Below are 24,643 nucleotides of genomic sequence, written 5' to 3' on the forward strand. Positions count from 1 at the left end.
TGCTGTGGAACTGCCGAACCGATCAGACCGTCTCGAGGGCGTAGCCCTCTTCGCCGTGCACCACCGTGTCGACGCCGGCGAGCTCGTCCTCGTTCTTGATCCGGAAGCCCATCGTCCGCTGGATGACCGTGCCGATGATCCAGGCGAGGACGAAGGAGTAGATCATCACACCGAACGCACCGACCGCCTGCGCCCCCAGCTGCAGGAAGCTGCCGCCGTAGAGGAGGCTGGAGAAGCCCTTGGTCGCGTCGCCGTCGATGTGGGTGAAGCCGAAGACGCCGATCCAGAGCGTTCCGATGAGACCGCCGATGAGGTGGATGCCGACCACGTCGAGCGAGTCGTCGAAGCCGAGCTTGAACTTCAGGTCGATGGCAATGGCGCAGACAGCACCGGCGACCAGGCCGAGGAGGATCGCGAAGCCGGGCGTCAGGATGTTACAGGCCGGGGTGATCGCGACCAGACCGGTGACAGCGCCGGAGGCCGCACCGATGGAGGTCGGCTTGCCGTCCTTCAGCTTCTCGACGATCAGCCAGCCGATGGTCGCGGCGGCCGGAGCGGCGAGGGTGTTGATCCAGGCCAACGCTGCCACGCCGTCCACTGCGGCTTCCGAACCGGCGTTGAAGCCGAACCAGCCGAACCACAGGAGAGCGGCGCCCAGGAGCGTGAGCGGCACGTTGTGCGGCTTCGACATGCCCTTCTGGAAGCCGACGCGCTTGCCGAGCACCAGGGCGAGTGCCAGGCCTGCTGCACCGGCGTTGATGTGGACCGCTGTGCCACCGGCGAAGTCGTTGACATGCAGGACAGCGGGCGCCCAGCCATCGGCCAGGTTGAACACCCAGTACGCGACCGGGAAGTACACGACCGTGACCCAGATGCCCGCGAACACCATCCATGCGCCGAATTTGGCGCGGTCGGCGATCGCACCGGAGATCAGAGCGACCGTGATGATGGCGAAGGTGGCCTGGAACCCGGCGAAGGCGAGACCGCCGAGGTCGGGGGTCATGCCGTCCTTGCCCATCAGGCTGGACAGGAACCAGTCAGGAGCGCCGAGGAAGTGCGGGATGATCGGCTTGCCGAACGCGAGGCCGTACCCGTAGAACACCCACAGGACGCCCACGATCGCCATCGCGCCGAAGCTCATCATCATCATGCTGATCACGCTCTTGGCGCGGACCATTCCTCCGTAGAAGAAGGCGACGCCGGGGGTCATCAGCAGAACAAGTGCTGCGGCGACGAGCAGCCACAGGGAGTTGACGGTCCCTGCGGGTGCGTAGTCCGCTGCTGTGTGTAGCAACATACGTTGGTCTACCTCTCTCATGAATGCACACGGGCCCCGGTCTGGCTGATCGGTGAGCGTTTCGGGGTGTGCCCAGTTTCATCACGGGAGGTTTCCGTGGAGGGATACTCGTGTTTCGCGTCTGTTACGCATCCACCACGGGTGTAAACATCGTGTTTCGCGCCGCCACGAATCCGTCGAGCGCCGTCAGGCGCGCGCGGTCGGTCGTGCGGTGTCAGTCGTGCGGGGGAAGCTCTCCGGTGGTCAGCGCGATCATGCGCGAGACGGAGCGGAGGTACTTCTTGCGGTAGCCGCCGCCCAGCATCTCCTCGTCGAAGACCTCGCTGAGCGGGGTGCCGGTCTGCACGATCGGGATCTCAGCGTCGTAGACGCGGTCGATGAAAGCGACCAGGCGCAGCGCGGCCATCTGGTCGTGCAGGATGCGCACATCCGTGAGCCCGATGACATCCACGCCGTCGAGCAGCTTGATGTATCGCGACGGGTGCACCGTGGCGAGGTGCGCGATGAGCGCGTCGAAGTCGTCGCTGGTGACGGTCTCGCCGCGCGAGCTGAGCGCTCCGGTGATCCTGTCGTACTCGTCGCGCTCGACGGTGACGGCCCGGCCTTCCGTGTCGCGGCGGCGGTAGTCGAGCCCGTCGATGCGGATGGTCTCGAAGTTGGCGGACAACGACTGGATCTCGCGAAGGAAGTCGCTCGCGGCGAACCGGCCCTCCCCGAGCGCGTTCGGCGGGGTGTTGCTGGTGGCGGCGATCCTGGTGCCCGAGGCGACGAGCTCGCCGAGCATCCTGGTCATCATCATGGTGTCGCCGGGGTCGTCGAGCTCGAACTCGTCGATGCAGATCAGCGCGGAGCCGCGGAGCAGGTTGACCGCGCCCGCGTAGCCGAGGGCTCCCACCAGTGCCGTGTACTCGATGAAGGTGCCGAAGTACTTGGGTCCCGGCGCCTCGTGCCACAGGGATGCGAGGAGGTGCGTCTTGCCGACGCCGAATCCGCCGTCGAGGTACACACCGGGCTTCGTCTCCGCCTTCTTGCGGTTGCGGCTGAACAGCCCGGCGGGGCGCTGCGGCTCCCACGATTTCGCAAAGGTGCGCAGGATGCTCACGGCCTCCGCCTGCGACGGGTAGTCGTGGTCCGGCCGGTACGACTCGAAGGTGGCGTTGTGGAACTGCGACGGTGGGACCAGCGACGACGCGATCTCCGCCCCGGTGATCTGCGGGGCACGGTCGGCGAGGCGCACGAGAGCGCCGGTCTGGTCGATCGTCATGGAAGCTGCACCTTTGTGTCGAAGTCTTACCGCACCGGTTTACGCGCAGATAGCCTGGAACGTAAGTTCGCACAGTGTCGGGGTGTCCAGCCTAAACCGACGCAGCCGATTGTTCCCCTTGCGCTCACGAGGCGCTCTCTGGAGGTAATGCAACCATGTCCATTGAGGTCGACCGGTCCCCCGCTTTCGCCGAGTACGCGCATCCCGAGCGGCTGGTGAGCACGGAATGGCTCGCCGAGCATCTGGGGCAGCCAGGACTGGTCGTGGTGGAGTCCGACGAGGACGTCCTGCTCTACGAGACGGGTCACATCCCCGGCGCCGTGAAGATCGACTGGCACACCGACCTCAACGACCCCGTGCAGCGCGACTACGTCGACGGCGAGCGCTTCGCCGAGCTGCTCGGCTCCAAAGGCATCGCCCGCGACACCACCGTGGTCATCTACGGGGACAAGAACAACTGGTGGGCGGCGTACGCGCTCTGGGTGTTCACACTGTTCGGCCACGAGGATGTGCGTCTGCTCGACGGCGGGCGCGACAAGTGGATCGCCGAGGGCCGAGAGCTCACCAAGGACAAGCCGGTCGTCACGCCGGTCGAGTATCCGATCGTCGAGCGGGACGACACCGTCATCCGCGCGTTCAAGGACGATGTGCTCGCCCACCTCGCACTCGTCGATTCGGGGAAGGGGGCGCTCATCGATGTCCGCTCTCCCGAGGAGTACAGCGGCGAGCGCACCGAGATCCCCGGCTACCCGACCGAGGGCGCTCTGCGCGCAGGGCACATTCCGTCCGCTGCGTCCGTGCCGTGGGCGAGGGCTGCCGCACCGGATGCGACGTTCAAGCGCCGCGCGGAGCTCGAGTCCATCTACCTCGGCGATGCTGGGCTGAAGGAGGGCGACGATGTGATCGCGTACTGCCGCATCGGCGAGCGGTCGAGCCACACCTGGTTCGTGCTCACGCACCTGCTCGGTTTCGAGAACGTACGCAACTACGACGGCTCGTGGACCGAGTGGGGTTCCGCTGTGCGCGTACCGATCGTCACGGGCAGCGAGCCGGGAGCCGCTCAGGCGAAGTAGCCTTGTCGTATGACTGATCCTGCGGCCCTGGCACCCGCTCTCGCGGAGATCCGCGACGACTTCCTGGCGCTCGAGCAGCCAGACAGGCTCCAGCTTCTGCTGGAGTTCTCGGAAGAGCTGCCCGAGCTGCCGGAGCGCTACCGCGACCATCCCGATCTGTTCGAGCGGGTCGTGGAGTGCCAGTCGCCCGTCTACATCTTCGTGGAGGTAGACGACGGGAACATTGTGCACCTCTATGCGACCGCTCCGCAGGAGTCGCCGACCACGCGCGGGTTCGCGTCGATCCTGGCGCAGGGTCTCGCCGGCCTCACGGCCGAGGAGGTGCTGGCCGTCCCCGATGACTACCCGCAGACGCTCGGGCTCACGCAGGCGGTCTCTCCCCTGCGCATCCGGGGCATGACGGCGCTGCTCGGCCGCACCAAGCGGCAGGTGCGGGAGAAGCTGGCGGCCTAGCTCGCCGCTTCGACGGCGGGCGCGTCCGGCGCGGCTGCGTTGATGTCCGCGCCTGCGTCGGCGTGGATGTGCTCGGCGAGCCAGTCGGCGATCGAGGTCTTCCAGCGTTCCTCGTCGTAGTTCCAGAGCTTGGTGTGCAGCGCGGTCGCGAACGGCACCAGCGTGACGATGTCGCTGCGGGCCTCCGCCAGAGCACGGGATGCGGTCGACGGCACGAATCCGTCGTCATCGCTGTGCAGGATGAGGGTGGGCAGGCTGAGGTCGGCTGCGCGGGCGACGAAGTTCATGCTGGTGAGGTCGATCGGCGCTGCCTGGCCGGTGATCGGGCCTCCCCAGGTCGACTCGATCAGGCGCAGGGCGCCCTGGGTGATCGGGTCGGGGAGGCGGAGCATCCGCGCCTGGTATTCGAGCGTGTCGATCCAGTCGATCACCGGGGATTCCAGGATGAGGCCGCGGAGCAGGTCGGTGGCGGTCGACCTGGTGACGGTCTGCAGCACGACGGCGCCGCCCATCGACCAGCCCATCAGGACGATCGAGGTGGCGCCATGGTCTGCGGCGTACCGCAGCGCTGCGTCGATGTCGTGCCACTCCGTGCCGCCGAGGCCGTAGCGGCGGTCGGCGCTGTTCGGCGCATCCCCGTCGTTGCGGTACGAGGCGAGCAGCACGGTGTACCCCTGCTCGTGGAAGGTGCGGACGGCGCGCAGCCCCTCCTGCCTGGTGGCGCCCCAGCCGTGCACCTGGATCACCCAGTGTCCTGTGTCCTCTCCCGGCTCAGGAGGGAACAGCCAGCCGGGCGCTTCGCCGAGCTCCGTCTCCACAGTCACGCTCTCCACCCGGTAGTCCAGCTCGGAGGGTTCGAGGTAGTAGTAGCCGCTGATCCGCCCGCGCCCAGGGCGGAGGTCGCCGAACGCGACGGACTCCAGCGTGCGCGTGACAGAGCCGTCCTCGCGGGAGATGACGCCGCCGATCTTCGCGTAGCCGGCGTCCTCGGAGAACCAGAGGCCGTATCGGCCTGGCACAGAGGAGTCCGGCGTCTCGCGCAACGTCACCGTTCCCGCATCCAGGTCGACGGCCCTGATGCTCTGGTTCTGCGGGCGTTTGCGCACCGGCGTGACGACGGTGCGAGCCACCCTCGCCATGATCAGTACAGCACCTGCACCGGCCGCCAGGCCGAGGACACCGGCCGCGACGACGGCCGTGCGGACGGATTTCGCGAACGTCGAACGCGCCATGCCGCCAGCGTAACCCCGATGCCATCGCGCGGTGTTCAGGACTTCCTCAGGCGGCGTGCCGTACCGTCACATGCCCCGAATGGACCATAGTGTTCCTAACGTGCCGACAACACCCTCGACCCCACGCACTCCCCCGGAGTTCGCCGCGGCGTTGGAGACGATCCGCCACGCGAAGTCCCGCCCGGAACTCGTGGTCACCGAGATCCCCGCGCCGGGCCAGCTCGCGCCGCACTCCGTCGCGCTGGCGGCCGACGTGCGTCCGACACGGCACGGAAGCGACTCCGACTTGGGCACCGGCCGGTTCATCCTGCTCTACGACGAGGACGAGCCAGAGGCGTGGGGCGGCCCGTTCCGCATCGTCTGCTTCGCGCAGGCGCCATTGGAGACCGACATCGGTCTCGACCCGTTCCTGGCCGACGTCGCCTGGTCGTGGCTGGTGGATGCACTGGATGCGCGGCACGCGAAGTACACGGCGGCCAGCGGCACCGCCACCAAGATCATCTCCACCGGGTTCGGCGAGCTCGCCGCTCAGGGCGACGGTTCGCAGATCGAGCTGCGCGCATCCTGGAGCCCGCTGGAGAGCGACATCACCGCGCACGTCGAGGGCTGGGGCGAGTTGCTGTGCATGCTCGCCGGGCTGCCACCGACCGGAGAGGGCGTCAGCCTGCTGACGAGACGGGAGCCGCGTGGCTGACCATCACGTCATCGCGACCAGAGACGAGTACCTGGAGGCCGTCGAGGCGATCGCGGCGGGGAACGGCCCGGTGGCCGTGGACGCCGAGCGCGCGAGCGGCTTCCGGTACTCTCAGCGGGCGTACCTCATCCAGGTGTTCCGGCGCGGGTCGGGCACGTTCCTGTTCGACCCTCCGCCGATCGGGCGCTTCGACGAACTGAACGCCGCCATCGCAGAAGAGGAGTGGGTGCTGCACGCAGCCACTCAGGACCTCACCTGCCTGCGCGAGGTCGGGCTCGACCCGAAGCACGTCTTCGACACCGAGCTCGCCGCCCGGCTGCTCGGGATGCCGAGGGTCGGCCTCGGCACCGTGGTGGAGGAGCTGCTCGGCATTCACCTGGCCAAGGAGCACTCGGCCGCCGACTGGTCCACCAGGCCGCTGCCGGAGCCCTGGCTCGTTTACGCAGCGCTCGACGTCGAGCTGCTGCCGGACCTCAGAGACGCCATCGCTGCACTGCTGGAGGAGCAGGGCAAGACGGGGATCGCCCAGCAGGAGTTCGCCGACGAGCTCGCCCGTGACCTCAAGGTGGTCCGCAGCGAGCCGTGGCGCCGCCTGTCCGGCATCCACTCGATCAGGGGCATCCGCAATCTCGCCGTCGCCCGCGAGCTCTGGCTGAGCCGCGACGAGCTCGCCCGCACCACGGACATCGCGCCGGGCCGCCTGGTCCCGGATGCGTCGCTCACCGCCGCGGCGAAGGCCATGCCGGAGACCAAGCGCGGTCTCGCGGCGCTCCGCGAGTTCAACGGCAGAGCGAGCAGGACGGAGCTCGACCGCTGGTGGGAGGCCATCGAGGCCGGACGCACCACGGAAGACCTCCCCGTTATGCGCGGAAACGGAGACACCCTTCCTCCGCCCCGCGCGTGGGCGGACAGGAACCCGGATGCGGACGCCAGGCTCAAGGCGGCCCGCGCCGCCGTCACCGCGCTCTCCGAGGAGCTGTCGATCCCGATCGAGAACCTGCTCACGCCGGAGACGCTGCGCCGCGTCGCGTGGGCCCCGCCCGCCGAGATCGACGCCGCATCCATCGCCGCCGCCCTCGCCGAATGGGGTGCCCGGCCCTGGCAGATTGAGGCAACCTCACAGTCGATCGCCCAGGCGTTTGTGGAAGCCAACCAAAACGGCCCGGAGACCGCCGAAGCGGATTCGTAGAAAGAATCAAACGATTCTTCCCCGTTCCGCCGCATCCCTAGGATCGAATTCGACCTGATTTGGGAGGCATTGTGGCCGATAGAGCTGATGTCGTCTTCGTCGACGGAGTTCGCACTCCGTTCGGGCGAGCCGGCGAAAAAGGGCAGTACTGGAACACGCGAGCGGACGATCTGGTGGTCAAGGCCATGATCGAGCTGCTGGAGCGCAACCCGAACGTGCCCAAAGACAGGATCGACGACGTGGCCATCGCCGCCACGACGCAGCAGGGCGACCAGGGCCTCACCCTCGGCCGCACCGCCGCTCTGCTCGCCGGTCTGCCGAAGTCCGTGCCAGGCTTCGCCATCGATCGGATGTGCGCCGGCGCGATGACCAGCGTCACCACCCTCGGCTCCGGGATCGCGTTCGGCGCGTACGATCTGGCCATCGCCGGCGGCGTCGAGCACATGGGACGCCACCCGATGGGCTTCGGCGCAGACCCGAACCCGCGTTTCCTCTCCGAGCGCCTGGTCGGCGAGGACGCCCTCAACATGGGCATGACCGCCGAGCGCATCCACGACAGGTTCCCCGCGCTCACCAAGGAGCGTTCCGACCGCTTCGCGATGCGCAGCCAGCAGAAGACCGCGGCGGCGTACGCGGCGGGCAAGCTGCAGCCCGACCTGGTGCCCGTCGCCATCCGCTCCGAGAGCGGCTGGGGCCTCGCCACCCAGGACGAGGGGATGCGGCCGGAGACGAACATGGAGTCGCTCGCCACCCTGCGCACCCCGTTCCGTCCGCACGGCCGGGTCTCCGCAGGGAACTCGTCTCCGCTCACAGACGGCGCCACAGCGAGCCTGCTCGCGTCCGGCGACGCGGTCAAGGAGTTCGGCCTGCAGCCGAAGATGCGCATGGTCAGCTTCGCCTTCGCGGGAGTCGAGCCGGAGATCATGGGCATCGGCCCTGTGCCGTCGACGGAGAAGGCGCTCCGCAAGGCGGGGCTCAGCATCGACGACATCGGCCTGTTCGAGCTGAACGAGGCGTTCGCCATCCAGGTGCTCTCGCTGCTCGACCACTTCGGCATCGACGACGAGGACCCCCGCGTCAACCAGTGGGGCGGCGCCATCGCCGTCGGCCACCCGCTCGCCGCCAGCGGCGTGCGCCTCATGATCCAGCTCGCCCGCCAGTTCGAGGAGCACCCGGAGGTCCGCTACGGCCTCACCGCGATGTGCGTCGGACTCGGCCAGGGCGGGTCCGTCATCTGGGAGAATCCCCACTACAACAAGCGCGCGCGGAAGGCTTAACACGTGACCGACTACAGCAAGATCGACTTCTCCCCGCTCGTCGACCTCACCTCAGACGAGGTCGTGACCCACTCGTTCGTCAAAGACATCCCGTTGCCGAGCGGCAAGACGCTCGCCCTGGTGACCCTCGACAACGGCCGCGATCACACGCGACCGAACACGATGGGCCCCGCGACTCTTCTCGAGCTCGGGAAGACCTTCGACGAGCTCACGGAGCGCGCTGGCCGCGGCGAGATCGACGCGGTCGCCGTCACAGGCAAGCCGTTCATCCTCGCTGCAGGCGCCGACCTCAGCCGCGTGGGAGACATCCCGAGCGTCGAGGTCGCGAAGCTGCTCCCCCAGCTCGGTCACTACGTGCTCGGCAAGCAGGCCACCTTCGGCGTCCCGTCGTTCGTGTTCACCAACGGCCTCGCGCTCGGCGGCGGTGTGGAGATCGGCCTGAACGCCGACTACCGCACCATCGACCGCTCTGCCGCGGCCTTCGCCCTCCCAGAGGTGTTCCTCGGCCTCATCCCCGGCTGGGGCGGCGCGTACATCCTGCCGAACCTGATCGGCATCGAGAACGCCCTCAAGGTGATCGTCGAGAACCCGCTCAAGCAGAACAGGATGCTCAAGCCGCAGGACGTCTTCGACCTCGGCATCGCGGACGCGATCTTCGACTCCGCCAACTTCCTCGAGGACTCGCTGCGCTGGGCCGACAGGGTCCTCACCGGCGAGCTCACCGTGAAGCGGCCGAACGTGCCCGGCAAGGTCGAGCGCATGGTCAAGTGGGATGCGGCCATCGGCATCGCCCGCAAGATGCTGGAGAGCCGCATCGGCACCGTGCCGAAGTCGCCGTACGCCGCACTCGACCTGCTCAAGGCGGCCAAGTCCGGTACCAAGGAGGAGGGCTTCGAGCGCGAGGACGACGTGCTCGCCGAGCTCATCTCCGGCGACCAGTTCCAGGCCAGCATCTACGCCTTCAACCTGGTGCAGAAGCGGGCCAAGCGCCCGGCAGGTGCGCCGGACAAGAAGCTCGCCAAGAAGGTCACCAAGGTCGGCGTGATCGGCGCAGGCTACATGGCCAGCCAGTTCGCTCTGTTGTTCGTGCGCCGTCTGCGGGTGCCCGTGGTCATCACCGACCTCGACCAGGCGCACGTCGACAAGGGTGTCGCGTACATCCACGACGAGATCGGCAAGCTGCAGGAGAAGGGCCGCATCTCGCCGGATGAAGGCAACCGCCTGCGCGCGCTGGTCACCGGCACGACCGACAAGTCCCTCTTCGCCGACGCGGACTGGGTGATCGAGGCCGTGTTCGAGGAGCTGTCGGTCAAGCAGGACGTGTTCGCCGAGATCGAGCAGTACATCTCGGACGACGCCGTGCTCGCCACCAACACCTCGTCGCTGTCGGTCGAGCAGATCGGGGCGAAGCTGAAGCACCCGGAGCGCCTGGTCGGCTTCCACTTCTTCACCCCGGTCGCCGTCATGCCGCTGATCGAGGTGGTGAACACGCCGAACACCGACGAGGCGACTCTGTCGACGGCGATGGTCACGGCGGCGACGCTCAAGAAGAACGCGGTCATCACCGCGGACACCCCCGGCTTCGTGGTCAACCGCGTGCTGGCGAAGGTGCTCGGCGAGGCGATGCACGCCGTCGACGACGGCACCCCGTTCGAGACGGTCGACGAGGCGTTCGCGCCGCTCGGCCTGCCGATGCCGCCGTCCGCGCTGCTCGACCTGGTCGGGCTGAAGGTCGGAGCGCACGTCCTGGACACGCACCACGCCGCGTTCCCCGACCGGTTCTACCGCAGCGAGAACCTGCACAAGCTGGCCGAGCACGGGACGCTGCTGGAGAAGGACTCCAAGGGCAGGGTCAAGGGCATCGACAAGCAGGCGGCGAAGATCGTCTCCGGCGGCAAGAACCCGTGGACCAAGGAGCAGATCCTCCGCGGCCTCGAGGACGGCCTCGCCGACGAGATCCACCGGATGCTCGTGGACGACCACGTCGTGGCGGCGCCGGAGGACATCGACCTGTGCATGATCCTCGGCGCGGGCTTCCCGTTCCAGATGGGCGGCATCACGCCGTACCTCGACCGCGTCGGAGCGTCGGAGCGGGTGTTCGGAGACACGTTCCAGCACCCGCCAGTGAAGGGCGTGCTCTAACCGCTCACAGCGTGAAAAGCCGGTGACCGCATCCACGTCGGATGCGGTCACCGGCTTTTGTTACGCGCGCTGGCTCACGCGGTCTGGGGCGAGAGGAGCACCAGGTCCAGGTATGCGCGGAGGGTGGCGGCCGCGTCGATCCGGTCGGGCGTGTACAGCCACTGGAGCTGAATGCCCTCCCAGAGCGCGATCACGGTCGCGGCCGCGAGCGCAGGGTCGACGCCGTCGCGCAGGCGGCCCTGGTCGCGGAGCGCGGCGAACTCCGCCTCGTACTCGGAGCGGAGGGTGTCGTAGCGGCCGAGGAAGTATTCGCGTCCTGGATGGTCGTCCGTCACGGCCTCGGCGGAGAGCACACTGTAGAGCGCGATGACCCCGGGGATGCGCTCGTTGGCCGCCGCCTGCGCCACGATGTGGCGCTCGAACGGCTCGTCGTCCTCCGGGGCGTCGACGCCGGCGCCGAGTTCGTCGCGGAGTTCGAGGACGGCGAGCAGCACGTCCTCCTTGCCGGTGAAGTAGTGCTGCAGGTTGGACAGGCTGATGCCGGCCGCAGCCGCGATCTCGCGCAGCGAGCTGCCGTGATACCCGCGCGTGGCGAACACGCGGTACGCCTCTTCGACGATCTGACGGCGACGGGCTGCGCTCTTGGCGTACGGTCCGCGGCGGCGGGGACCGGCGATCTCGGTGTCCACGAAACCAAATTAGGTCACCCGCGCTAGTTTTGTATAGGGTCGCAGTACTCGTATTCCCACTCACGACGAAGTGAAGGACATGGCGCAACTCACACGACGAAGTCTCCTCGGCCTGGGAGCAGCGGCGGGGGTCACCGCGCTGCTCGCCGGGTGCAGCACCCCCGGCACCACCTCCGTCAACAGCAGGCCGCTCATCCAGCCGGCCGCGAGCGGCGAGAAGATCACCCTCACGTACTGGGCCTGGCTGAAAGACCTGCAGAAGGTCGCGGATGTGTGGAACGCCACGCATCCGAACGTGCAGGTCGAGGCCGTCTGGATCCCCGGCGGCAACAGCGGCGGATACCAGAAGCTGTACTCGGCCCTCGCGGCGGGCGGCGGCCCGGACCTCGCCCAGGTCGAGCTGCGCTCCGTGCCGGAGTTCATGCTCGTGAACGGCCTGGTCGACCTGGCCCGCTACGGCGCGAACGACTACGCCGACCGCTACGACCCCACGCTCTGGAAGCAGGTCAGCTACGTCGACGGCGTGTACGCCATCCCGCAGGACTCCGGCCCGATGGCGTTCTACCACCGGCCGGACCTGTTCGAGAAGGTCGGCGCCTCCGCCCCCACCACCTGGGACGAGTGGATGAGCACCGGCGCCGAACTGCGCACGGCCGGTTCCTGGATCGACACCTTCAACTACGCCGATCCGTCCTGGTTCGCCGCGGTCGCAGGGCAGGCGGGCGCATCCTGGTTCGCGGTCGACGGCGACCGCTGGACCGTGAACATGACCGACGACGCGACGCTCACCGCCGCCCGGTTCTTCGACAAGGCGATCGACGACGGCGTGATCCAGACCGCGTACGGCGCGTACACGACGCCGTGGTTCGCCGCTGCCGCGTCGAACAAGATCGCCGGTCTCACCAGCGCGAGCTGGGGGGATGCGCTGCTCGAGGGTGTCTCGGGAGGCGAAGGCAAGTGGCGGGTCGCTCCGATGGCCCGCTGGGGCTCCGACGGCACGACCGGATACGGCTCCAGCTACCTCGGCGGCTCCACGGCTGCGGTGCTCGCCAACAGCAAGCACCCGAAGGAGGCGCTGGAGTTCGCGGTCTGGATGACCACCAGTCACGCGGGCATCGACGCAATGATCGAGAACAGCGGCATCGGCTGGTCGCCCTCCGCCGACTTCATCGGCACCTCCCGGCAGAAGCCGTCGAAGTTCTTCGGCGGCCAGAACTACAACGAGGAGATCTTCCTCCCCGCATCGCGCCAGCAGAATCAGGACTGGTCGTGGTGGCCGCTGACGCAGCAGTCGTTCAACATCCTCGCCGACGGGTTCCGCAAGAAGTCCTCCGGCCTCACCCTCGTGGATGCGATCGCGCAGAGCGAGAAGAACATCGTCACCGCGTTCCGCGACAAGGGACTCAGCATCGAGAAGGTGACCTCGTGAGGGGCGTGCGACGTTCCTGGGCGCCGTGGGTGCTGCTCGGGCCGTTCCTCGCCCTCTTCCTGCTCACGTTCATCCTGCCGATCATCGTGGCGGTCGGCAGCAGCTTCACCAAGGTCACCAGGCAGGGCGTGTTCGGCGAGAAGGGCGTGACGAGCGAGTTCGCCTGGTTCGCCAACTACGCCCAGGCGCTCTCGAACCCGAACTTCATCGCATCCATCGGCAGGATGCTGCTGTTCGGCGTGGTGCAGGTCACGCTGATGATCGCGCTGTGCACGGTGCTCGCGCTGCTGCTCGAGTCGGCGTCCGCGCGCTGGCCGGGGATGTTCAGGGCCGTGTACTTCCTGCCGTACGGCATCCCCGGTGTCGTGGCGACCATCCTGTGGTCGTTCCTCTACGTCCCAGGGCTCAGCCCGCTGATCGACCTCGCGAGCGCGTTCGGCCTGCAGGTCGACTTCCTCGGGCCGAACACGGTGCTGTGGTCGATCGCGAACATCGTCACCTGGACGTACACCGGCTACAACATGATGATCATCATCGCCCAGCTCAAGTCGATCCCGACCGAGGTGTACGAGGCGGCGAAGGTCGACGGCGCGAGCCCGTGGCGGGTGGCGACGAGCATCCAGTTGCCGCTGATCAAACCGGCGCTGATGCTCACCACCGTGTTCTCGATCATCGGCACCCTGCAGCTCTTCGCCGAGCCGCAGGTGCTGCAGACGGTCTCCCCCGCGATCGACAGCGAGTACACGCCCAACCTCAGCGCGTACACGACCGCGTTCGCCTACAACGACTACAACGTCGCAGCCGCGCAGGCTGTGCTCATCGCCCTGGTCGCGTTCCTGCTGTCGTTCGCGTTCCTGCGTCTGTCGAACAGGAGAGCGAAATGACCGCAACAGACACCCCGACAGGCAGCGTCGCAGCGCCAGGCACCTCCTCGGTCACCGCGCAGAAGGCGCGAGGCACCGGTCCTGACCGCTCGGCAGGGCGCAGGCCGGGGATGCGCATCCTGGTCACCGGCATCCTGGTCGTCGTCGCCGTCTACTTCCTGGTGCCGGTCTACTGGGTGATCGTCGCCGCCACGAAGACCACGCAGGATCTGTTCTCGACCAACGGCTTCTGGTTCGCGCCGACCTTCGCGCTCTGGCACAACCTCGGCGAGGTGCTGACCTACGACGGCGGCATCTTCGTGCGCTGGTTCGCCAACTCGGTGCTGTACGCCGGAGTCGGCGCGATCCTCGCGACCTACTTCGCCGCCGCAGGCGGGTACGCGCTGTCGAAGTACGCATTCCGCGGCCGTGGATTCATCTTCGGGCTGGTGCTCGGCGGCGTGCTCGTGCCCGGCACCGCGACGGCGCTGCCGCTGTTCCTGCTGTTCAGCCAGCTCGGGCTCGCGAACACCTACTGGTCGGTGCTGCTGCCGTCGCTGGTGTCACCGTTCGGGCTGTTCCTCTGCCGGATCTACGCGGATGCGACGGTCGACACCGCCCTGATCGAGGCCGCCAGGATCGACGGGGCAGGCGAGCTGAGGATCTTCCACACGGTGGGACTGCGGATCATGGTGCCCGCGCTGGTGACGGTGTTCCTGTTCCAGCTCGTCGGCATCTGGAACAACTACTTCCTGCCGCTCGTGATGCTGTCCGACAACACGCTGTACCCGATCACGCTCGGGCTCAACAACTGGCGCAGTCAGACCGACCGGCTGCCCGAGTTCTACGAGCTGACCACCGGCGGCGTGCTGCTGTCGATCATCCCCCTCGCCATCGCCATGATCGTGCTGCAGCGGTTCTGGCGCGGCGGTCTCACCGAAGGAGCCGTGAAGTAGTGCTGACGCCCCACGTCCTGTCCGACCCGTATCTGTCCGACACCGCGCCAGGCCGCGGTGCGCGTAGCGCGCCGCGGTCCTGGCTGCGCACCGATGCCCCCGCGCTCTGCCTCGACGGCGACTGGGCGTTCCGGCTCTCCCCCACCGCCGCCGTGTCCGAGGACATCGCAGCGGTCGACTTCGACGACTCCGGCTGGGACACCCTGCCGGTGCCGTCGCACTGGGTGCTGCACGGCGACGGCGCATACGGCAGGCCGATCTACACCAACGTGCAGTACCCGTTCCCGATCGACCCGCCGCACGTCCCCGACGAGAACCCCACCGGCGACCACCGCCGCCGCTTCACCCTGCCAGCCACGTTCGCCGACGCCGGCCGGGTGCTGCTGCGGTTCGACGGGGTCGAGTCGATGTACAAGGTGTGGGTCAACGGGGCAGAGGTCGGCGTCGGCACCGGGTCGCGGCTGGCACAGGAGTTCGACGTCACCGACCTCGTGCATCCCGGCGAGAACCTGATCGTGGTGCGGGTGCACCAGTGGTCCGCCGCGTCGTACCTGGAGGACCAGGACCAGTGGTGGCTGCCCGGCATCTTCCGCAGCGTCACCCTCCTCGCCCGCCCCACCGGCGGCATCGACGACGTCTGGCTGCGCACCGGCTACCGCGACGGCGCCGGGACGGTCGAGGTGGAGCTGACCGCTGACCCGTCGGCGTATCCGGTGACCCTGCGCATCCCCGAGCTGGGGATCGAGCAGAGCTGGCAGAGCGCCGCCGAGGTCGCGCCCCTTCCCGTGGATGCGGTGGAGCCGTGGTCGGCGGAGACCCCGCGGCTCTACGACGTGACCGTCTCGAACGCCGCAGAGACGATCAGCCTCCGCCTCGGATTCCGCACGGTGGAGATCGTCGGCGACCGGTTCCTCGTGAACGGCCGCCGCGTCGTCTTCCACGGCATGAACCGGCACGAAACGCACCCGGTGCGCGGCCGCGTCTTCGACGAGGAGCACGCCCGCGCCGACCTGGCCAGGATGAAGCGGTTCAACGTCAACGCCATCCGCACCAGCCACTACCCGCCCCATCCCCGCCTCCTCGACCTCGCCGACGAACTGGGCTTCTGGGTCATCGACGAGTGCGACCTCGAGACCCACGGCTTCGACAAGCTCGGCTGGGAGGGCAACCCGAGCGACGACCCGCGCTGGCGCGCTGCATACCTCGACCGCATCCAGCGCACCGTCGAGCGGGACAAGAACCACCCGAGCATCGTGATCTGGTCGCTCGGCAACGAGTCCGGCACCGGCGCCAACCTCGCCGCCAACGCCGCCTGGGTGCACGACCGCGACCCCGGCCGCCCCGTGCACTACGAGGGCGATTACACGGGCGAGTACACCGACGTGTACTCCCGGATGTACTCGTCGATCGCCGAGACCACCGCGATCGGCACCGACGGATCGCAGGCGCCGCTCCTGAACTGCACGCCGGGCGAGGGTGCGCGCCAGCGGACGAAGCCGTTCCTGCTCTGCGAGTACGCGCACGCGATGGGCAACGGCCCAGGCGCCCTCGACCAGTACGAAGCGCTCACCCGTGACTTCCCTCGCTTGCACGGCGGGTTCGTCTGGGAGTGGCGAGACCACGGCATCCTCACCACCACCGACGACGGCACCCCCTTCTACGCCTACGGCGGCGACTTCGGCGAGGTCATCCACGACGGCAACTTCGTCATGGACGGCATGATCCTCAGCGACGACACCCCCATGCCCAGCCTGCACGAGTTCGCCGCCGTGGTGAAGCCGATCCGCTTCGAGTTCGGAGACCGCACCGTGACCCTCACGAACCTGCGGCACACGGCCAACGCCTCCGATCTGGCCTTCCGCTGGCGCGTCGAGCACGACGGGCGGCGGGTGTCGCGCGGCGAGCTGGAGGTCGGCTCGCTGCCCGCGGGCGCAGCGGTCACGGTCGCCCTGCCGACCGCCGAGGTGGCGCAGGATGCGGAGACCTGGCTCACGATCGACGCCGTCCTGCAGTCCGCAACGGCGTGGGCGGAGGCCGGCCACGTGGTCGCCAGCGGGCAGGTGGACCTGAGCGCGCGCATCCCCTCGGCTGTTCCGCGCCCTGTGCCCGCGGCGCTCGTCGCCGGCGCACCGTCGCGGTCGACGCTCGGCCCCGCCGAGTTCGAAGACGGCGTGCTGGTGCGCCTCGGCGGTCGCGAGGTCGCAGGGCCGCGCCTGGAGCTGTGGCGCGCCCCGACCGACAACGACGAGGGCGCGTCCCGAGCGGAGCCCGGCGAGGACGACGCAAGCATCGCCGGCGTGTCGAGCGCCACCCTCTGGCGGGCGGCAGGACTCGACCGCCTGACCCACCGCGTCGTGTCGGTCGAGCACGCCGACCGGGCGCTGCGCGTGCGCACGCGGGTGTCGGCGGCGAACTCGTCCGCGGCTGTCTGGGTGGATGCGCTCTGGACGCTCGACGCAGACGGACGGCTCACCCTGCGCGCCGAGATCGCCCCGTCGACCGGCTGGGACACCGTCTGGCCGCGCATCGGCCTGCGCTTCGACCTGCCGGACGGCTCGAACGCCGTCGACAGGGCGGAGTGGTTCGGCCGCGGTCCGCTGGAGGCGTACCCGGACAGCATGACCGCCGCCCTGGTCGGTTCGTTCGGCGCGACGGTGGACGAGCTCAACGTCGTCTACGCGCGCCCGCAGGAGACGGGACACCGGGCCGACGTGCGCACGCTCACGCTCGGCACAGCGGACACCGACGCCCTGCGCCTCACCCTGGTCCAGGACACCGCCGGGCGCCGCCCAGGCTTCAGCCTGAGCAGGCACACCCCGCAGCAGGTCGCGGCGGCCGGGCACCCGCACGAGCTGCCGGACAGCACGACGACCTACCTGTTCGTCGACGCCGCCCAGCACGGCCTCGGATCGCGGGCGTGTGGCCCAGACGTCGCCGCGGAGCACGCGCTGCGGCCGGAGGCACGGACGATCACGATCCGCTTCGGCGACTGACGCGCTGCTGAGACACGAGAGGCCCCTGACCGCGCTGCGATCAGGGGCCTCTGCGCGCGTACGCGTCGGCGATTCAGCGATTCGGTGATTCAGCGGTTCAGCGGCGACATGTCCGCGTACCGGTCCCCCACCGCCGGGGCGACGCTGCCGAGGCGCTCGAGCTGCTCCGGCGACAGTTCCAGCTCGTCCGCCGCCACGTTCTGCTCCAGGTTCTCCACGCGGCGCGTTCCGGGGATGGGCGCGATGTCGTCCCCCTGCGCCAGAAGCCAGGCGAGCGCCACCTGGCCGGGGGTCGCCCCGGCTTCGCGGGCCACAGCATCCACCTGTTCGACGATGCGGATGTTGGCCTCCAGGTTGTCGCCCTCGAAGCGCGGGTTGAACCGGCGGAAGTCGTCGGGCGCCAGCTCGTCGAGCGAACGGATCGTGCCGGTGAGGAAGCCGCGGCCGAGCGGCGAGTACGGCACGAAGCCGATGCCGAGCTCACGCACGGTCGGCAGGATCTCGGCCTCAGGGTCGCGGCTCCAGAGCGAGTACTCGGTCTGGATCGCCGTCACCGGATGCACGGCGTTGGCGCGGCGGATGGTCTCCGGCGCCGCCTCCGACAGGCCGTAGTGACCGATCTTGCCCTCCTCGATCAGCTCGGCGAGTGCGCCGACCGTGTCCTCGATCGGTGTGCCGGGGTCCATCCTGTGCTGGTAGTAGAGGTCGATGTGGTCGGTCTGCAGGCGCCGCAGCGACCCCTCGACCGACAGTCGCACGTTCTCCGGCGAGCCGTCGAGGCCGCGTTCGTCCTTGCTCCTGTGCAGGATCGTGCCGAACTTGGTCGCGATGACCACCTGGTCGCGCTTTCCGGCGAACGCGCGGGCGAGCAGTTCCTCGTTGGCGTACGGGCCGTAGATCTCGGCGGTGTCGAAGAATGTCACCCCCAGGTCGATGGCGCGGTGGATGGTGCGGATCGAGCCGGCGTCGTCGTCGCCTGCGCCGGTGTAGAACGCGGACATTCCCATGCAGCCGAGGCCGAGGCGGGAGACCTCGAGCTTCTCCGTGCCGAGTGTGATCTTCTTCATGCGGTTACCTTCTCCTGATAGAGACCGATCTTGTGGTCGATGGCCGCCAGACTGGCCGTGACCTCCTCGAGCTGCCGCACCACGTTCATCCGGTGCACGAGCAGCAGTTCCAGCCGCTCCGCGGTGGTGTCGTCGCCGCGACGAGCGAGCTCGGTGTACTCGCGCATCCTGGCGATGGGCATGGCGGTGAGACGCAGCTTGGTGAGGAAGACGACCCAGTTCACGTCGGCGTCGGTGTAGCGACGGTGCGTGGAGGATGCGCGCCCGACAGGGGTGCGCATCAGCCCTTCTCGCTCGTAGTAGCGCAGGGTGTGGGTCGTGAGGCCCGTGCGCTCCGCGACCTCGGAGATCGAGAGCTCTGTCGCTGTATCGGTCATGGTTGCCACGATAGGACTTCGAGTGCACTCTAAGTCAATCCGGGACGGCGATCATGTCGGATGCTCCTGCTAACTTCACAGAATGGCTCTCACGAAGTACTACGTCGCGTCGTCCATCGACGGCTTCATCGCGGATGCGGACGACCGCATCGACTGGCTGCTGCAGTTCGGCTTCGAGGAGTTCGACGAGCACTATCAGCGCTTCCTCTCCGGCATCGGTGCCATCGTGATGGGCGCGGCCACCTACGAGTTCCTGCTCGCCGACGACACCACCGAGTGGCCGTATGCCGGCATCCCGACCTGGGTCGTCACCCACCGCGCCCTCCCCAGCATCCCAGGCGCAGACCTCACGTTCTTCGAGGGCGACCTGGGAGCGCTGGATGCCGAACTCCGCGAGGCCTCGGGCGACCGCGACGTGTGGGTGGTCGGCGGCGGGCAGATCGCGGCCCAGCTCGCGAACGCGGGGCTGCTCGACGAACTGCACATCACCTACGTGCCGGTGCTGGTCGGCTCCGGCAAGCGACTGCTCCCCGTCGCGCAGGCGAGCAGCCCGCTGACGCTCGTCGGTACCACCGCGTTCCCGAGCGGGTCCGTGGAGCACGTCTACCGCATCGGCTGACGCCGCTTACGCGGCTCTACTCACCCGACGCCGCTTACGCGTCGAGGTGCCGTTCGCTCAGCTCGTCGGCCGGGAGGGGGCGGGCGATCGGGATGCGGCTGCCGAGCACCTGTGCCACGAGGTCGCGGGCGATCTTCTGCGCTGTGAGCCCTGCGTCCTCGAGGATCTGCTCGCGCGTGGCGTGGTCGATGAACTCGTCCGGGAGTCCCAGCTCGTCCACCGCGGTGTCGATGCCTGCCTCGCGCAGGCTCTGCCGCACGCGCGTGCCGATACCGCCGACGCGGATGCCGTCTTCGATGGTCACCACGATCCGGTGTTCCGCCGCCAGCTCCAGGATGCTCGTGGCCACGGGGACCACCCAGCGCGGGTCGACCACGGTCGCCCCGATGCCCTGCGCCGCGAGGCCGTCCGCCACGGTGAGGCCCAGCTCAGCCATCGGCCCGACCGTCACGATCAGGACGTCTTTGCGGTCGGCCTCGCGCAGCACATCCACGCCGTCGTCCGTGCGGCGCACCGCGTCGATGTCGGCGCCGACCGAGCCCTTCGGGAACCGGAGCACCGTCGGGGCGTCGTCGACCGCGACCGCCTCCGCCAGCTCCTCACGGAACCGTGCGCCGTCACGCGGCGCGGCGAGCCGGATGCCGGGAACGACCTGCAGGATCGCGAGGTCCCAGATGCCGTGGTGACTCGGGCCGTCCGGGCCGGTCACCCCCGCACGGTCGAGCACGAACGTCACTCCGGCCTTGTGCAGGGCGACATCCATCAGCACCTGGTCGAACGCGCGGTTGATGAACGTGGCGTAGATCGCGACCACGGGATGCAGTCCCCCGAACGCGAGACCGGCTGCGCTCGTCGCCGCGTGCTGCTCGGCGATGCCGACATCGTGCACCCGCTCGGGGAAGCGTTCGGCGAACTTGTGGAGGCCGGTCGGGCGCAGCATCGCGGCGGTGATGCCGACGATCTTCTCGTCCTTCTCGGCGAGTGACACGATCTCGTCGGCGAACACGCTCGTCCAGGACGGCTTGCTCGAGCTCTCGATCGGCTCGCCCGTCTCCGGGTCGATCTTGTTGACGGAGTGGAACTGGTCCGCCGCATCCCGAAGCGCCGGCTCGTAGCCGCGGCCCTTCTGCGTGATGGCGTGCACGATCACCGGGGCGCCGTAGTTCTTGGCCTGCCGGAGCGCTTCCTCCATGGCCTCGATGTCGTGGCCGTGCACCGGCCCGATGTACTTGATGTCGAGGTTGGAGTACAGCGCCTCGTTGTTGGAGAAGCGGCTGAGGAAGCCGTGCAGGCCGCCGCGGATTCCTCGGTAGAACGACTGGCCCGGCCCGCCGAGGCGGTCGAACGCCTTGCGGCTCGACAGGTACAGGTTGCGGTAGCTGCGCCGGGTGCGCACCGTGTTGAGGAAACGCGCCATGCCGCCGATGGTCGGGGCGTACGAGCGGCCGTTGTCGTTGACGACGATGATGAGCTTGCGGGTGTTGTCGTCGCTGATGTTGTTCAGCGCCTCCCACGTCATGCCGCCGGTCAGCGCGCCGTCGCCGACCATGGCGATCACGTGCCGGTCGTCCTGCCCCGTCATGGCGAACGCGCGGGAGATGCCGTCCGCCCAGGACAGCGAGCTGGACGCGTGCGAGCTCTCCACGATGTCGTGCTCGGACTCCGACCGCTGCGGGTACCCGGCGAGGCCGCCGCGCTGCCGCAGCTGCGAGAAGTCCTGCCGCCCGGTGAGGAGTTTGTGCACGTACGACTGGTGCCCGGTGTCGAACACGATGGCGTCGCGCGGGGAGTCGAAGACCCTGTGGATGGCGATGGTCGACTCGACCACGCCGAGGTTGGGTCCGAGGTGACCCCCGGTCTTCGCGACATTCGCGACCAGGAACGCGCGGATCTCCCCCGCCAGCCGAACAAGCTCCTCTTCCGAGAGCGTGTCCAGATCGCGGGGACCGTGGATGGTCTCGAGGATGCTCATGCTTCGAGTCTAGGCGCGGACAAATCGAAGCTCGCTCCGAAACGGCAATTCCGGCTCATCATCACGCCCATCAGGCACACGAACGGAAGCGGCCGGCGACCATCAGGTCACCGGCCGCTCGTGTGTGTGCGCTAGACGAGGCTCCGCAGCACGTACTGCAGGATGCCGCCGTTGCGGTAGTAGTCCGCCTCACCAGGGGTGTCGATGCGGACGACCGCGTCGAACTCGATCGTCTGCTTTCCAGCAGGCGAGTCGCTGCTCGGCTCGGCGACCACGTGCACCGTCTTCGGCGTCGTGCCCTGGTTCAGCTCCTCGAGCCCGGAGATCGAGACGATCTCGGTGCCGTCGAGACCGAGCGAAGCCCAGCTCTCACCGGCGGGGAACTGCAGCGGGACGACGCCCATGCCGATCAGGTTCGACCGGTGGATGCGCTCGAAGCTCTCCGTGATGACCGCGCGGACGCCGAGGAGGCTCGTGCCCTTCGCCGCCCAGTCGCGGGACGAGCCGGAGCCGTACTCCTTGCCGCCGAAGATCACCAGCGGGGTGCCCTGCGCCTGGTAGTTCTGCGACGCATCGTAGATGAACGACTGCGGGCCGCCCTCCTGGGTGAAGTCGCGGGTGTAGCCACCCTCGACGCCGTCCAGGAGCTGGTTCTTCAGGCGGATGTTCGCGAACGTTCCGCGGATCATGACCTCGTGGTTGCCACGACGCGAGCCGTAGGAGTTGAAGTCCTTGCGCTCGATGCCGTGCTCGTCGAGGTAGCGGCCGGCTGGGCTGTCCGCCTTGATGTTTCCGGCGGGGCTGATGTGGTCGGTGGTGACCGAGTCGCCGAGCTTCGCGAGGACGCGAGCGCCCGCGATGTCCGTGACCGGGGTGGTCTCCAGCGTCATGCCGTCGAAGTACGGGGGCTTCCGCACGTACGTGGACTTCTCGTCCCACTCGAAAACGGACCCGGTCGGGGTCGGCAGCGACTTCCAGCGCTCGTCGCCCTCGAACACGCTCGCGTACTCGTGGGTGAACATGCCCTCGTTGATCGAGGAGTCGATGGTCTCCTGCACCTCGGCGGCGTCCGGCCAGATGTCCTTGAGGAACACGTCGTTGCCGTCTGCGTCCTTGCCGAGTGCGTCCACCTCGAAGTCGAAGTTCATCGAACCGGCGAGGGCGTATGCGATGACCAGGGGCGGGCTCGCCAGGTAGTTCATCTTCACGTCGGGGTTGATGCGACCCTCGAAGTTGCGGTTGCCGGAGAGGACAGCCGTGACCGCGAGGTCGTTCTGGTTGACCGCCTGCGAGATCTCGTCGATCAGCGGGCCGGAGTTTCCGATGCAGGTGGTGCAGCCGTAGCCGACCGTGTAGAAGCCGAGCTCTTCGAGGTAGCTGGTCAGACCGGCCTTCTCGTAGTAGTCGGTGACGACCTTGGAGCCGGGAGCAAGCGTGGTCTTGACCCACGGCTTGGCCTTGAGGCCCTTCTTCGCCGCGTTGCGGGCGAGGAGGCCGGCGGCGAGCATCACCGAGGGGTTCGACGTGTTCGTGCACGAGGTGATCGCCGCGATGGCGACCGCACCGTGGTCGATCGTGAACTCGGTGCCGGACTCGGCCAGGGTGACCGGCGTCGGGTTCGACGCCGTCTTGGGCGAGTGGCTGTGGTGGTGGTGCTCGTGCGTGCTGTGCGTGTCCTCCGGGCTCAGCTCGCCAGGGTCGGACGCGGGGAACGACTCCGAGATGGTCAGGTCGACGATGTCGTGCGAGATCTCCGCGTAGTCGACGAGGTCCTTCTCGAACTGCTCCTTGGCGCCGCTCAGCTCGATGCGGTCCTGCGGGCGCTTCGGCCCGGCGATCGACGGGACGACCGTCGACAGGTCGAGCTCGAGGTACTCGCTGAACACCGGCTCGACGGAGGCGTCGTGCCACAGGGTCTGCAGCTTCGAGTACTCCTCGACCAGCTTGATCTGCTCCTCGCTGCGGCCGGTGAGGCGGAGGTAGTCGAGGGTCACGTCGTCGATCGGGAACATGGCGGCCGTTGAGCCGAACTCCGGGCTCATGTTTCCGATGGTGGCGCGGTTGGCGAGCGGCACCTCGGCGACGCCTGCCCCGTAGAACTCGACGAACTTGCCGACGACGCCGTGCTTGCGCAGCATCTGCGTGATGGTGAGCACCACGTCCGTGGCGGTCACGCCGGTGGGGATGGCGCCGGTCAGCTTGAAGCCGACGACCTTCGGGATGAGCATGGAGACGGGCTGGCCGAGCATGGCCGCCTCTGCCTCGATGCCGCCGACGCCCCAGCCGAGCACGCCGAGGCCGTTGACCATCGTGGTGTGCGAGTCGGTGCCGACGCAGGTGTCAGGGTATGCGAGCAGCTCGCCGCCGACCTCGCGGGTCATGGTGACGCGGGCGAGGTACTCGATGTTGACCTGGTGCACGATGCCGGTTCCCGGCGGGACGACCTTGAAGTCGTCGAACGCGGTCTGGCCCCAGCGCAGGAACTGGTAACGCTCTCCGTTGCGCTCGTACTCGATGTCGGTGTTGCGCTCCAGCGCGTTCTCCGTGCCGAACAGGTCGGCGATCACCGAGTGGTCGATGACCATCTCGGCCGGCGCGAGCGGGTTGATCTTCTTGGGGTCGCCGCCCAGGGCGGAGACCGCCTCGCGCATGGTGGCGAGGTCCACGATGCATGGCACGCCGGTGAAGTCCTGCATGATCACGCGCGCCGGCGTGAACTGGATCTCCGTGTCCGGCTCCGCGGCCGGGTCCCAGCCCGCGAGGGCCTGGATGTGGTCGGCGGTGATGTTCGCGCCGTCCTCCGTGCGCAGCAGGTTCTCGAGCAGAACCTTGAGGCTGAACGGAAGTCTCTTGTATCCGTCGACCTTGTCGATCCGGAATACCTGGTAGTCGGTCGATCCGACCGTCAGGGTGTCTTTTGCACCGAAGCTGTTTACCGCAGACACGTTGCCCTCTCCTTCATCGGCAGGCCTGGTGACGCATGCCTTCGAATGTCCATCTTGGTTGTCCGTCGAACCGAGTTTCCAGCAAGGCAATCCTAAGTCCGCCGCTGGAAAA

The 24,643-nt window shown here is 68.2% G+C and carries 19 protein-coding genes; 11 read left to right on the plus strand and 8 right to left on the minus strand.

Annotated elements, in window-relative coordinates:
* Positions 1–22: 22 nt before the first annotated feature.
* Positions 23–1,297, minus strand: a complete 1,275-nt coding sequence (locus tag ACIRCZ_RS05125) for an ammonium transporter (protein WP_055894244.1) — start codon at positions 1,295–1,297, stop codon at positions 23–25.
* 214 nt (positions 1,298–1,511) lie between these two features.
* Positions 1,512–2,561 (minus strand): cell division protein ZapE, encoded by a 1,050-nt coding sequence (gene zapE, locus ACIRCZ_RS05130; protein WP_402850326.1) that lies wholly within the window; start codon positions 2,559–2,561, stop codon positions 1,512–1,514.
* A gap of 155 nt (positions 2,562–2,716) precedes the next feature.
* On the opposite strand from zapE, the gene ACIRCZ_RS05135 reads away from it, so the two are divergent.
* Positions 2,717–3,634: a sulfurtransferase gene (locus ACIRCZ_RS05135; RefSeq protein ID WP_402850329.1), complete on the plus strand. Its 918-nt coding sequence runs from the start codon at positions 2,717–2,719 to the stop codon at positions 3,632–3,634.
* 9 nt (positions 3,635–3,643) lie between these two features.
* Positions 3,644–4,087: a SufE family protein gene (locus ACIRCZ_RS05140; RefSeq protein ID WP_402850332.1), complete on the plus strand. Its 444-nt coding sequence runs from the start codon at positions 3,644–3,646 to the stop codon at positions 4,085–4,087.
* On the opposite strand, the gene ACIRCZ_RS05145 is transcribed toward ACIRCZ_RS05140, so the two are convergent.
* The gene (locus ACIRCZ_RS05145) at positions 4,084–5,319 is read right to left on the minus strand and encodes an alpha/beta hydrolase family protein (RefSeq protein ID WP_402850335.1); all 1,236 of its coding nucleotides are present in this window, start codon (positions 5,317–5,319) and stop codon (positions 4,084–4,086) included. The genes ACIRCZ_RS05140 and ACIRCZ_RS05145 overlap by 4 nt on opposite strands.
* Before the next feature lie 100 nt (positions 5,320–5,419).
* Here ACIRCZ_RS05145 and ACIRCZ_RS05150 point away from each other — a divergent pair, with 100 nt between their 5' ends.
* The 4 genes from ACIRCZ_RS05150 (at position 5,420) to ACIRCZ_RS05165 (ending at position 10,621) form a co-directional block, all read left to right on the plus strand.
* Positions 5,420–6,013 carry a DUF3000 domain-containing protein gene (locus ACIRCZ_RS05150; protein WP_055894256.1) on the plus strand — a complete coding sequence of 198 codons (594 nt, stop codon included), beginning with the start codon at positions 5,420–5,422 and terminating at the stop codon, positions 6,011–6,013.
* Positions 6,006–7,202, plus strand: a complete 1,197-nt coding sequence (locus tag ACIRCZ_RS05155; protein WP_402850338.1) for an HRDC domain-containing protein — start codon at positions 6,006–6,008, stop codon at positions 7,200–7,202. The genes ACIRCZ_RS05150 and ACIRCZ_RS05155 overlap by 8 nt, the downstream gene beginning before the upstream one ends.
* A gap of 71 nt (positions 7,203–7,273) precedes the next feature.
* Positions 7,274–8,479: a thiolase family protein gene (locus ACIRCZ_RS05160; protein ID WP_055894261.1), complete on the plus strand. Its 1,206-nt coding sequence runs from the start codon at positions 7,274–7,276 to the stop codon at positions 8,477–8,479.
* A gap of 3 nt (positions 8,480–8,482) precedes the next feature.
* Positions 8,483–10,621 carry a 3-hydroxyacyl-CoA dehydrogenase NAD-binding domain-containing protein gene (locus ACIRCZ_RS05165; protein WP_402850341.1) on the plus strand — a complete coding sequence of 713 codons (2,139 nt, stop codon included), beginning with the start codon at positions 8,483–8,485 and terminating at the stop codon, positions 10,619–10,621.
* A gap of 74 nt (positions 10,622–10,695) precedes the next feature.
* Here the strand turns inward: ACIRCZ_RS05165 and ACIRCZ_RS05170 are convergent, their stop codons facing one another.
* Positions 10,696–11,310 carry a TetR/AcrR family transcriptional regulator gene (locus ACIRCZ_RS05170; protein WP_402850344.1) on the minus strand — a complete coding sequence of 205 codons (615 nt, stop codon included), beginning with the start codon at positions 11,308–11,310 and terminating at the stop codon, positions 10,696–10,698.
* A gap of 79 nt (positions 11,311–11,389) precedes the next feature.
* On the opposite strand from ACIRCZ_RS05170, the gene ACIRCZ_RS05175 reads away from it, so the two are divergent.
* From ACIRCZ_RS05175 to ACIRCZ_RS05190, 4 genes are read left to right on the plus strand one after another with little or no spacing between them, the layout of a single operon-like run.
* Positions 11,390–12,739, plus strand: coding sequence for an ABC transporter substrate-binding protein (locus tag ACIRCZ_RS05175; protein WP_402850347.1), 1,350 nt, complete (start codon positions 11,390–11,392; stop codon positions 12,737–12,739).
* Positions 12,736–13,623, plus strand: coding sequence for a carbohydrate ABC transporter permease (locus tag ACIRCZ_RS05180; protein WP_055894270.1), 888 nt, complete (start codon positions 12,736–12,738; stop codon positions 13,621–13,623). The genes ACIRCZ_RS05175 and ACIRCZ_RS05180 overlap by 4 nt, the downstream gene beginning before the upstream one ends.
* Positions 13,620–14,558, plus strand: a complete 939-nt coding sequence (locus ACIRCZ_RS05185) for a carbohydrate ABC transporter permease (protein WP_055894273.1) — start codon at positions 13,620–13,622, stop codon at positions 14,556–14,558. The genes ACIRCZ_RS05180 and ACIRCZ_RS05185 overlap by 4 nt, the downstream gene beginning before the upstream one ends.
* The gene (locus ACIRCZ_RS05190) at positions 14,558–17,551 is read left to right on the plus strand and encodes a glycoside hydrolase family 2 TIM barrel-domain containing protein (protein WP_402850351.1); all 2,994 of its coding nucleotides are present in this window, start codon (positions 14,558–14,560) and stop codon (positions 17,549–17,551) included. The genes ACIRCZ_RS05185 and ACIRCZ_RS05190 overlap by 1 nt, the downstream gene beginning before the upstream one ends.
* Before the next feature lie 89 nt (positions 17,552–17,640).
* Here the strand turns inward: ACIRCZ_RS05190 and ACIRCZ_RS05195 are convergent, their stop codons facing one another.
* Both ACIRCZ_RS05195 and ACIRCZ_RS05200 read right to left on the minus strand, forming a co-directional pair.
* Complete coding sequence (locus ACIRCZ_RS05195) at positions 17,641–18,618, minus strand: aldo/keto reductase (protein ID WP_402850354.1); 978 nt, start codon at positions 18,616–18,618, stop codon at positions 17,641–17,643.
* Entirely contained in the window at positions 18,615–18,995 is a 381-nt protein-coding gene (locus ACIRCZ_RS05200) for a MerR family transcriptional regulator (RefSeq protein ID WP_055896267.1), read from the minus strand. The genes ACIRCZ_RS05195 and ACIRCZ_RS05200 overlap by 4 nt, the downstream gene beginning before the upstream one ends.
* An 82-nt stretch (positions 18,996–19,077) precedes the next feature.
* On the opposite strand from ACIRCZ_RS05200, the gene ACIRCZ_RS05205 reads away from it, so the two are divergent.
* Positions 19,078–19,614, plus strand: coding sequence for a dihydrofolate reductase family protein (locus tag ACIRCZ_RS05205; protein ID WP_055896265.1), 537 nt, complete (start codon positions 19,078–19,080; stop codon positions 19,612–19,614).
* A 34-nt stretch (positions 19,615–19,648) separates the two neighbouring features.
* On the opposite strand, the gene dxs is transcribed toward ACIRCZ_RS05205, so the two are convergent.
* Entirely contained in the window at positions 19,649–21,586 is a 1,938-nt protein-coding gene (gene dxs, locus ACIRCZ_RS05210) for a 1-deoxy-D-xylulose-5-phosphate synthase (protein WP_055896262.1), read from the minus strand.
* A 131-nt stretch (positions 21,587–21,717) separates the two neighbouring features.
* Positions 21,718–24,531, minus strand: a complete 2,814-nt coding sequence (acnA, locus tag ACIRCZ_RS05215) for an aconitate hydratase AcnA (RefSeq protein WP_402850361.1) — start codon at positions 24,529–24,531, stop codon at positions 21,718–21,720.
* Positions 24,532–24,643 lie beyond the last annotated feature (112 nt).

This window comes from Leifsonia sp. NPDC102414, assembly GCF_044765685.1.
Taxonomy (GTDB): Bacteria; Actinomycetota; Actinomycetes; order Actinomycetales; family Microbacteriaceae; genus Leifsonia.

What these genes read in the sequence shown, in the direction of transcription:
- ACIRCZ_RS05125 (WP_055894244.1), bottom strand. Translation starts at nt 1,297, where the DNA reads ATGTTGCTACACACAGCAGCGGACTACGCACCCGCAGGGACCGTCAAC.
- zapE (WP_402850326.1), bottom strand. Translation starts at nt 2,561, where the DNA reads ATGACGATCGACCAGACCGGCGCTCTCGTGCGCCTCGCCGACCGTGCC.
- ACIRCZ_RS05135 (WP_402850329.1), top strand. Translation starts at nt 2,717, where the DNA reads ATGTCCATTGAGGTCGACCGGTCCCCCGCTTTCGCCGAGTACGCGCAT.
- ACIRCZ_RS05140 (WP_402850332.1), top strand. Translation starts at nt 3,644, where the DNA reads ATGACTGATCCTGCGGCCCTGGCACCCGCTCTCGCGGAGATCCGCGAC.
- ACIRCZ_RS05145 (WP_402850335.1), bottom strand. Translation starts at nt 5,319, where the DNA reads ATGGCGCGTTCGACGTTCGCGAAATCCGTCCGCACGGCCGTCGTCGCG.
- ACIRCZ_RS05175 (WP_402850347.1), top strand. Translation starts at nt 11,390, where the DNA reads ATGGCGCAACTCACACGACGAAGTCTCCTCGGCCTGGGAGCAGCGGCG.
- ACIRCZ_RS05185 (WP_055894273.1), top strand. Translation starts at nt 13,620, where the DNA reads ATGACCGCAACAGACACCCCGACAGGCAGCGTCGCAGCGCCAGGCACC.
- ACIRCZ_RS05195 (WP_402850354.1), bottom strand. Translation starts at nt 18,618, where the DNA reads ATGAAGAAGATCACACTCGGCACGGAGAAGCTCGAGGTCTCCCGCCTC.
- ACIRCZ_RS05200 (WP_055896267.1), bottom strand. Translation starts at nt 18,995, where the DNA reads ATGACCGATACAGCGACAGAGCTCTCGATCTCCGAGGTCGCGGAGCGC.
- ACIRCZ_RS05205 (WP_055896265.1), top strand. Translation starts at nt 19,078, where the DNA reads ATGGCTCTCACGAAGTACTACGTCGCGTCGTCCATCGACGGCTTCATC.
- dxs (WP_055896262.1), bottom strand. Translation starts at nt 21,586, where the DNA reads ATGAGCATCCTCGAGACCATCCACGGTCCCCGCGATCTGGACACGCTC.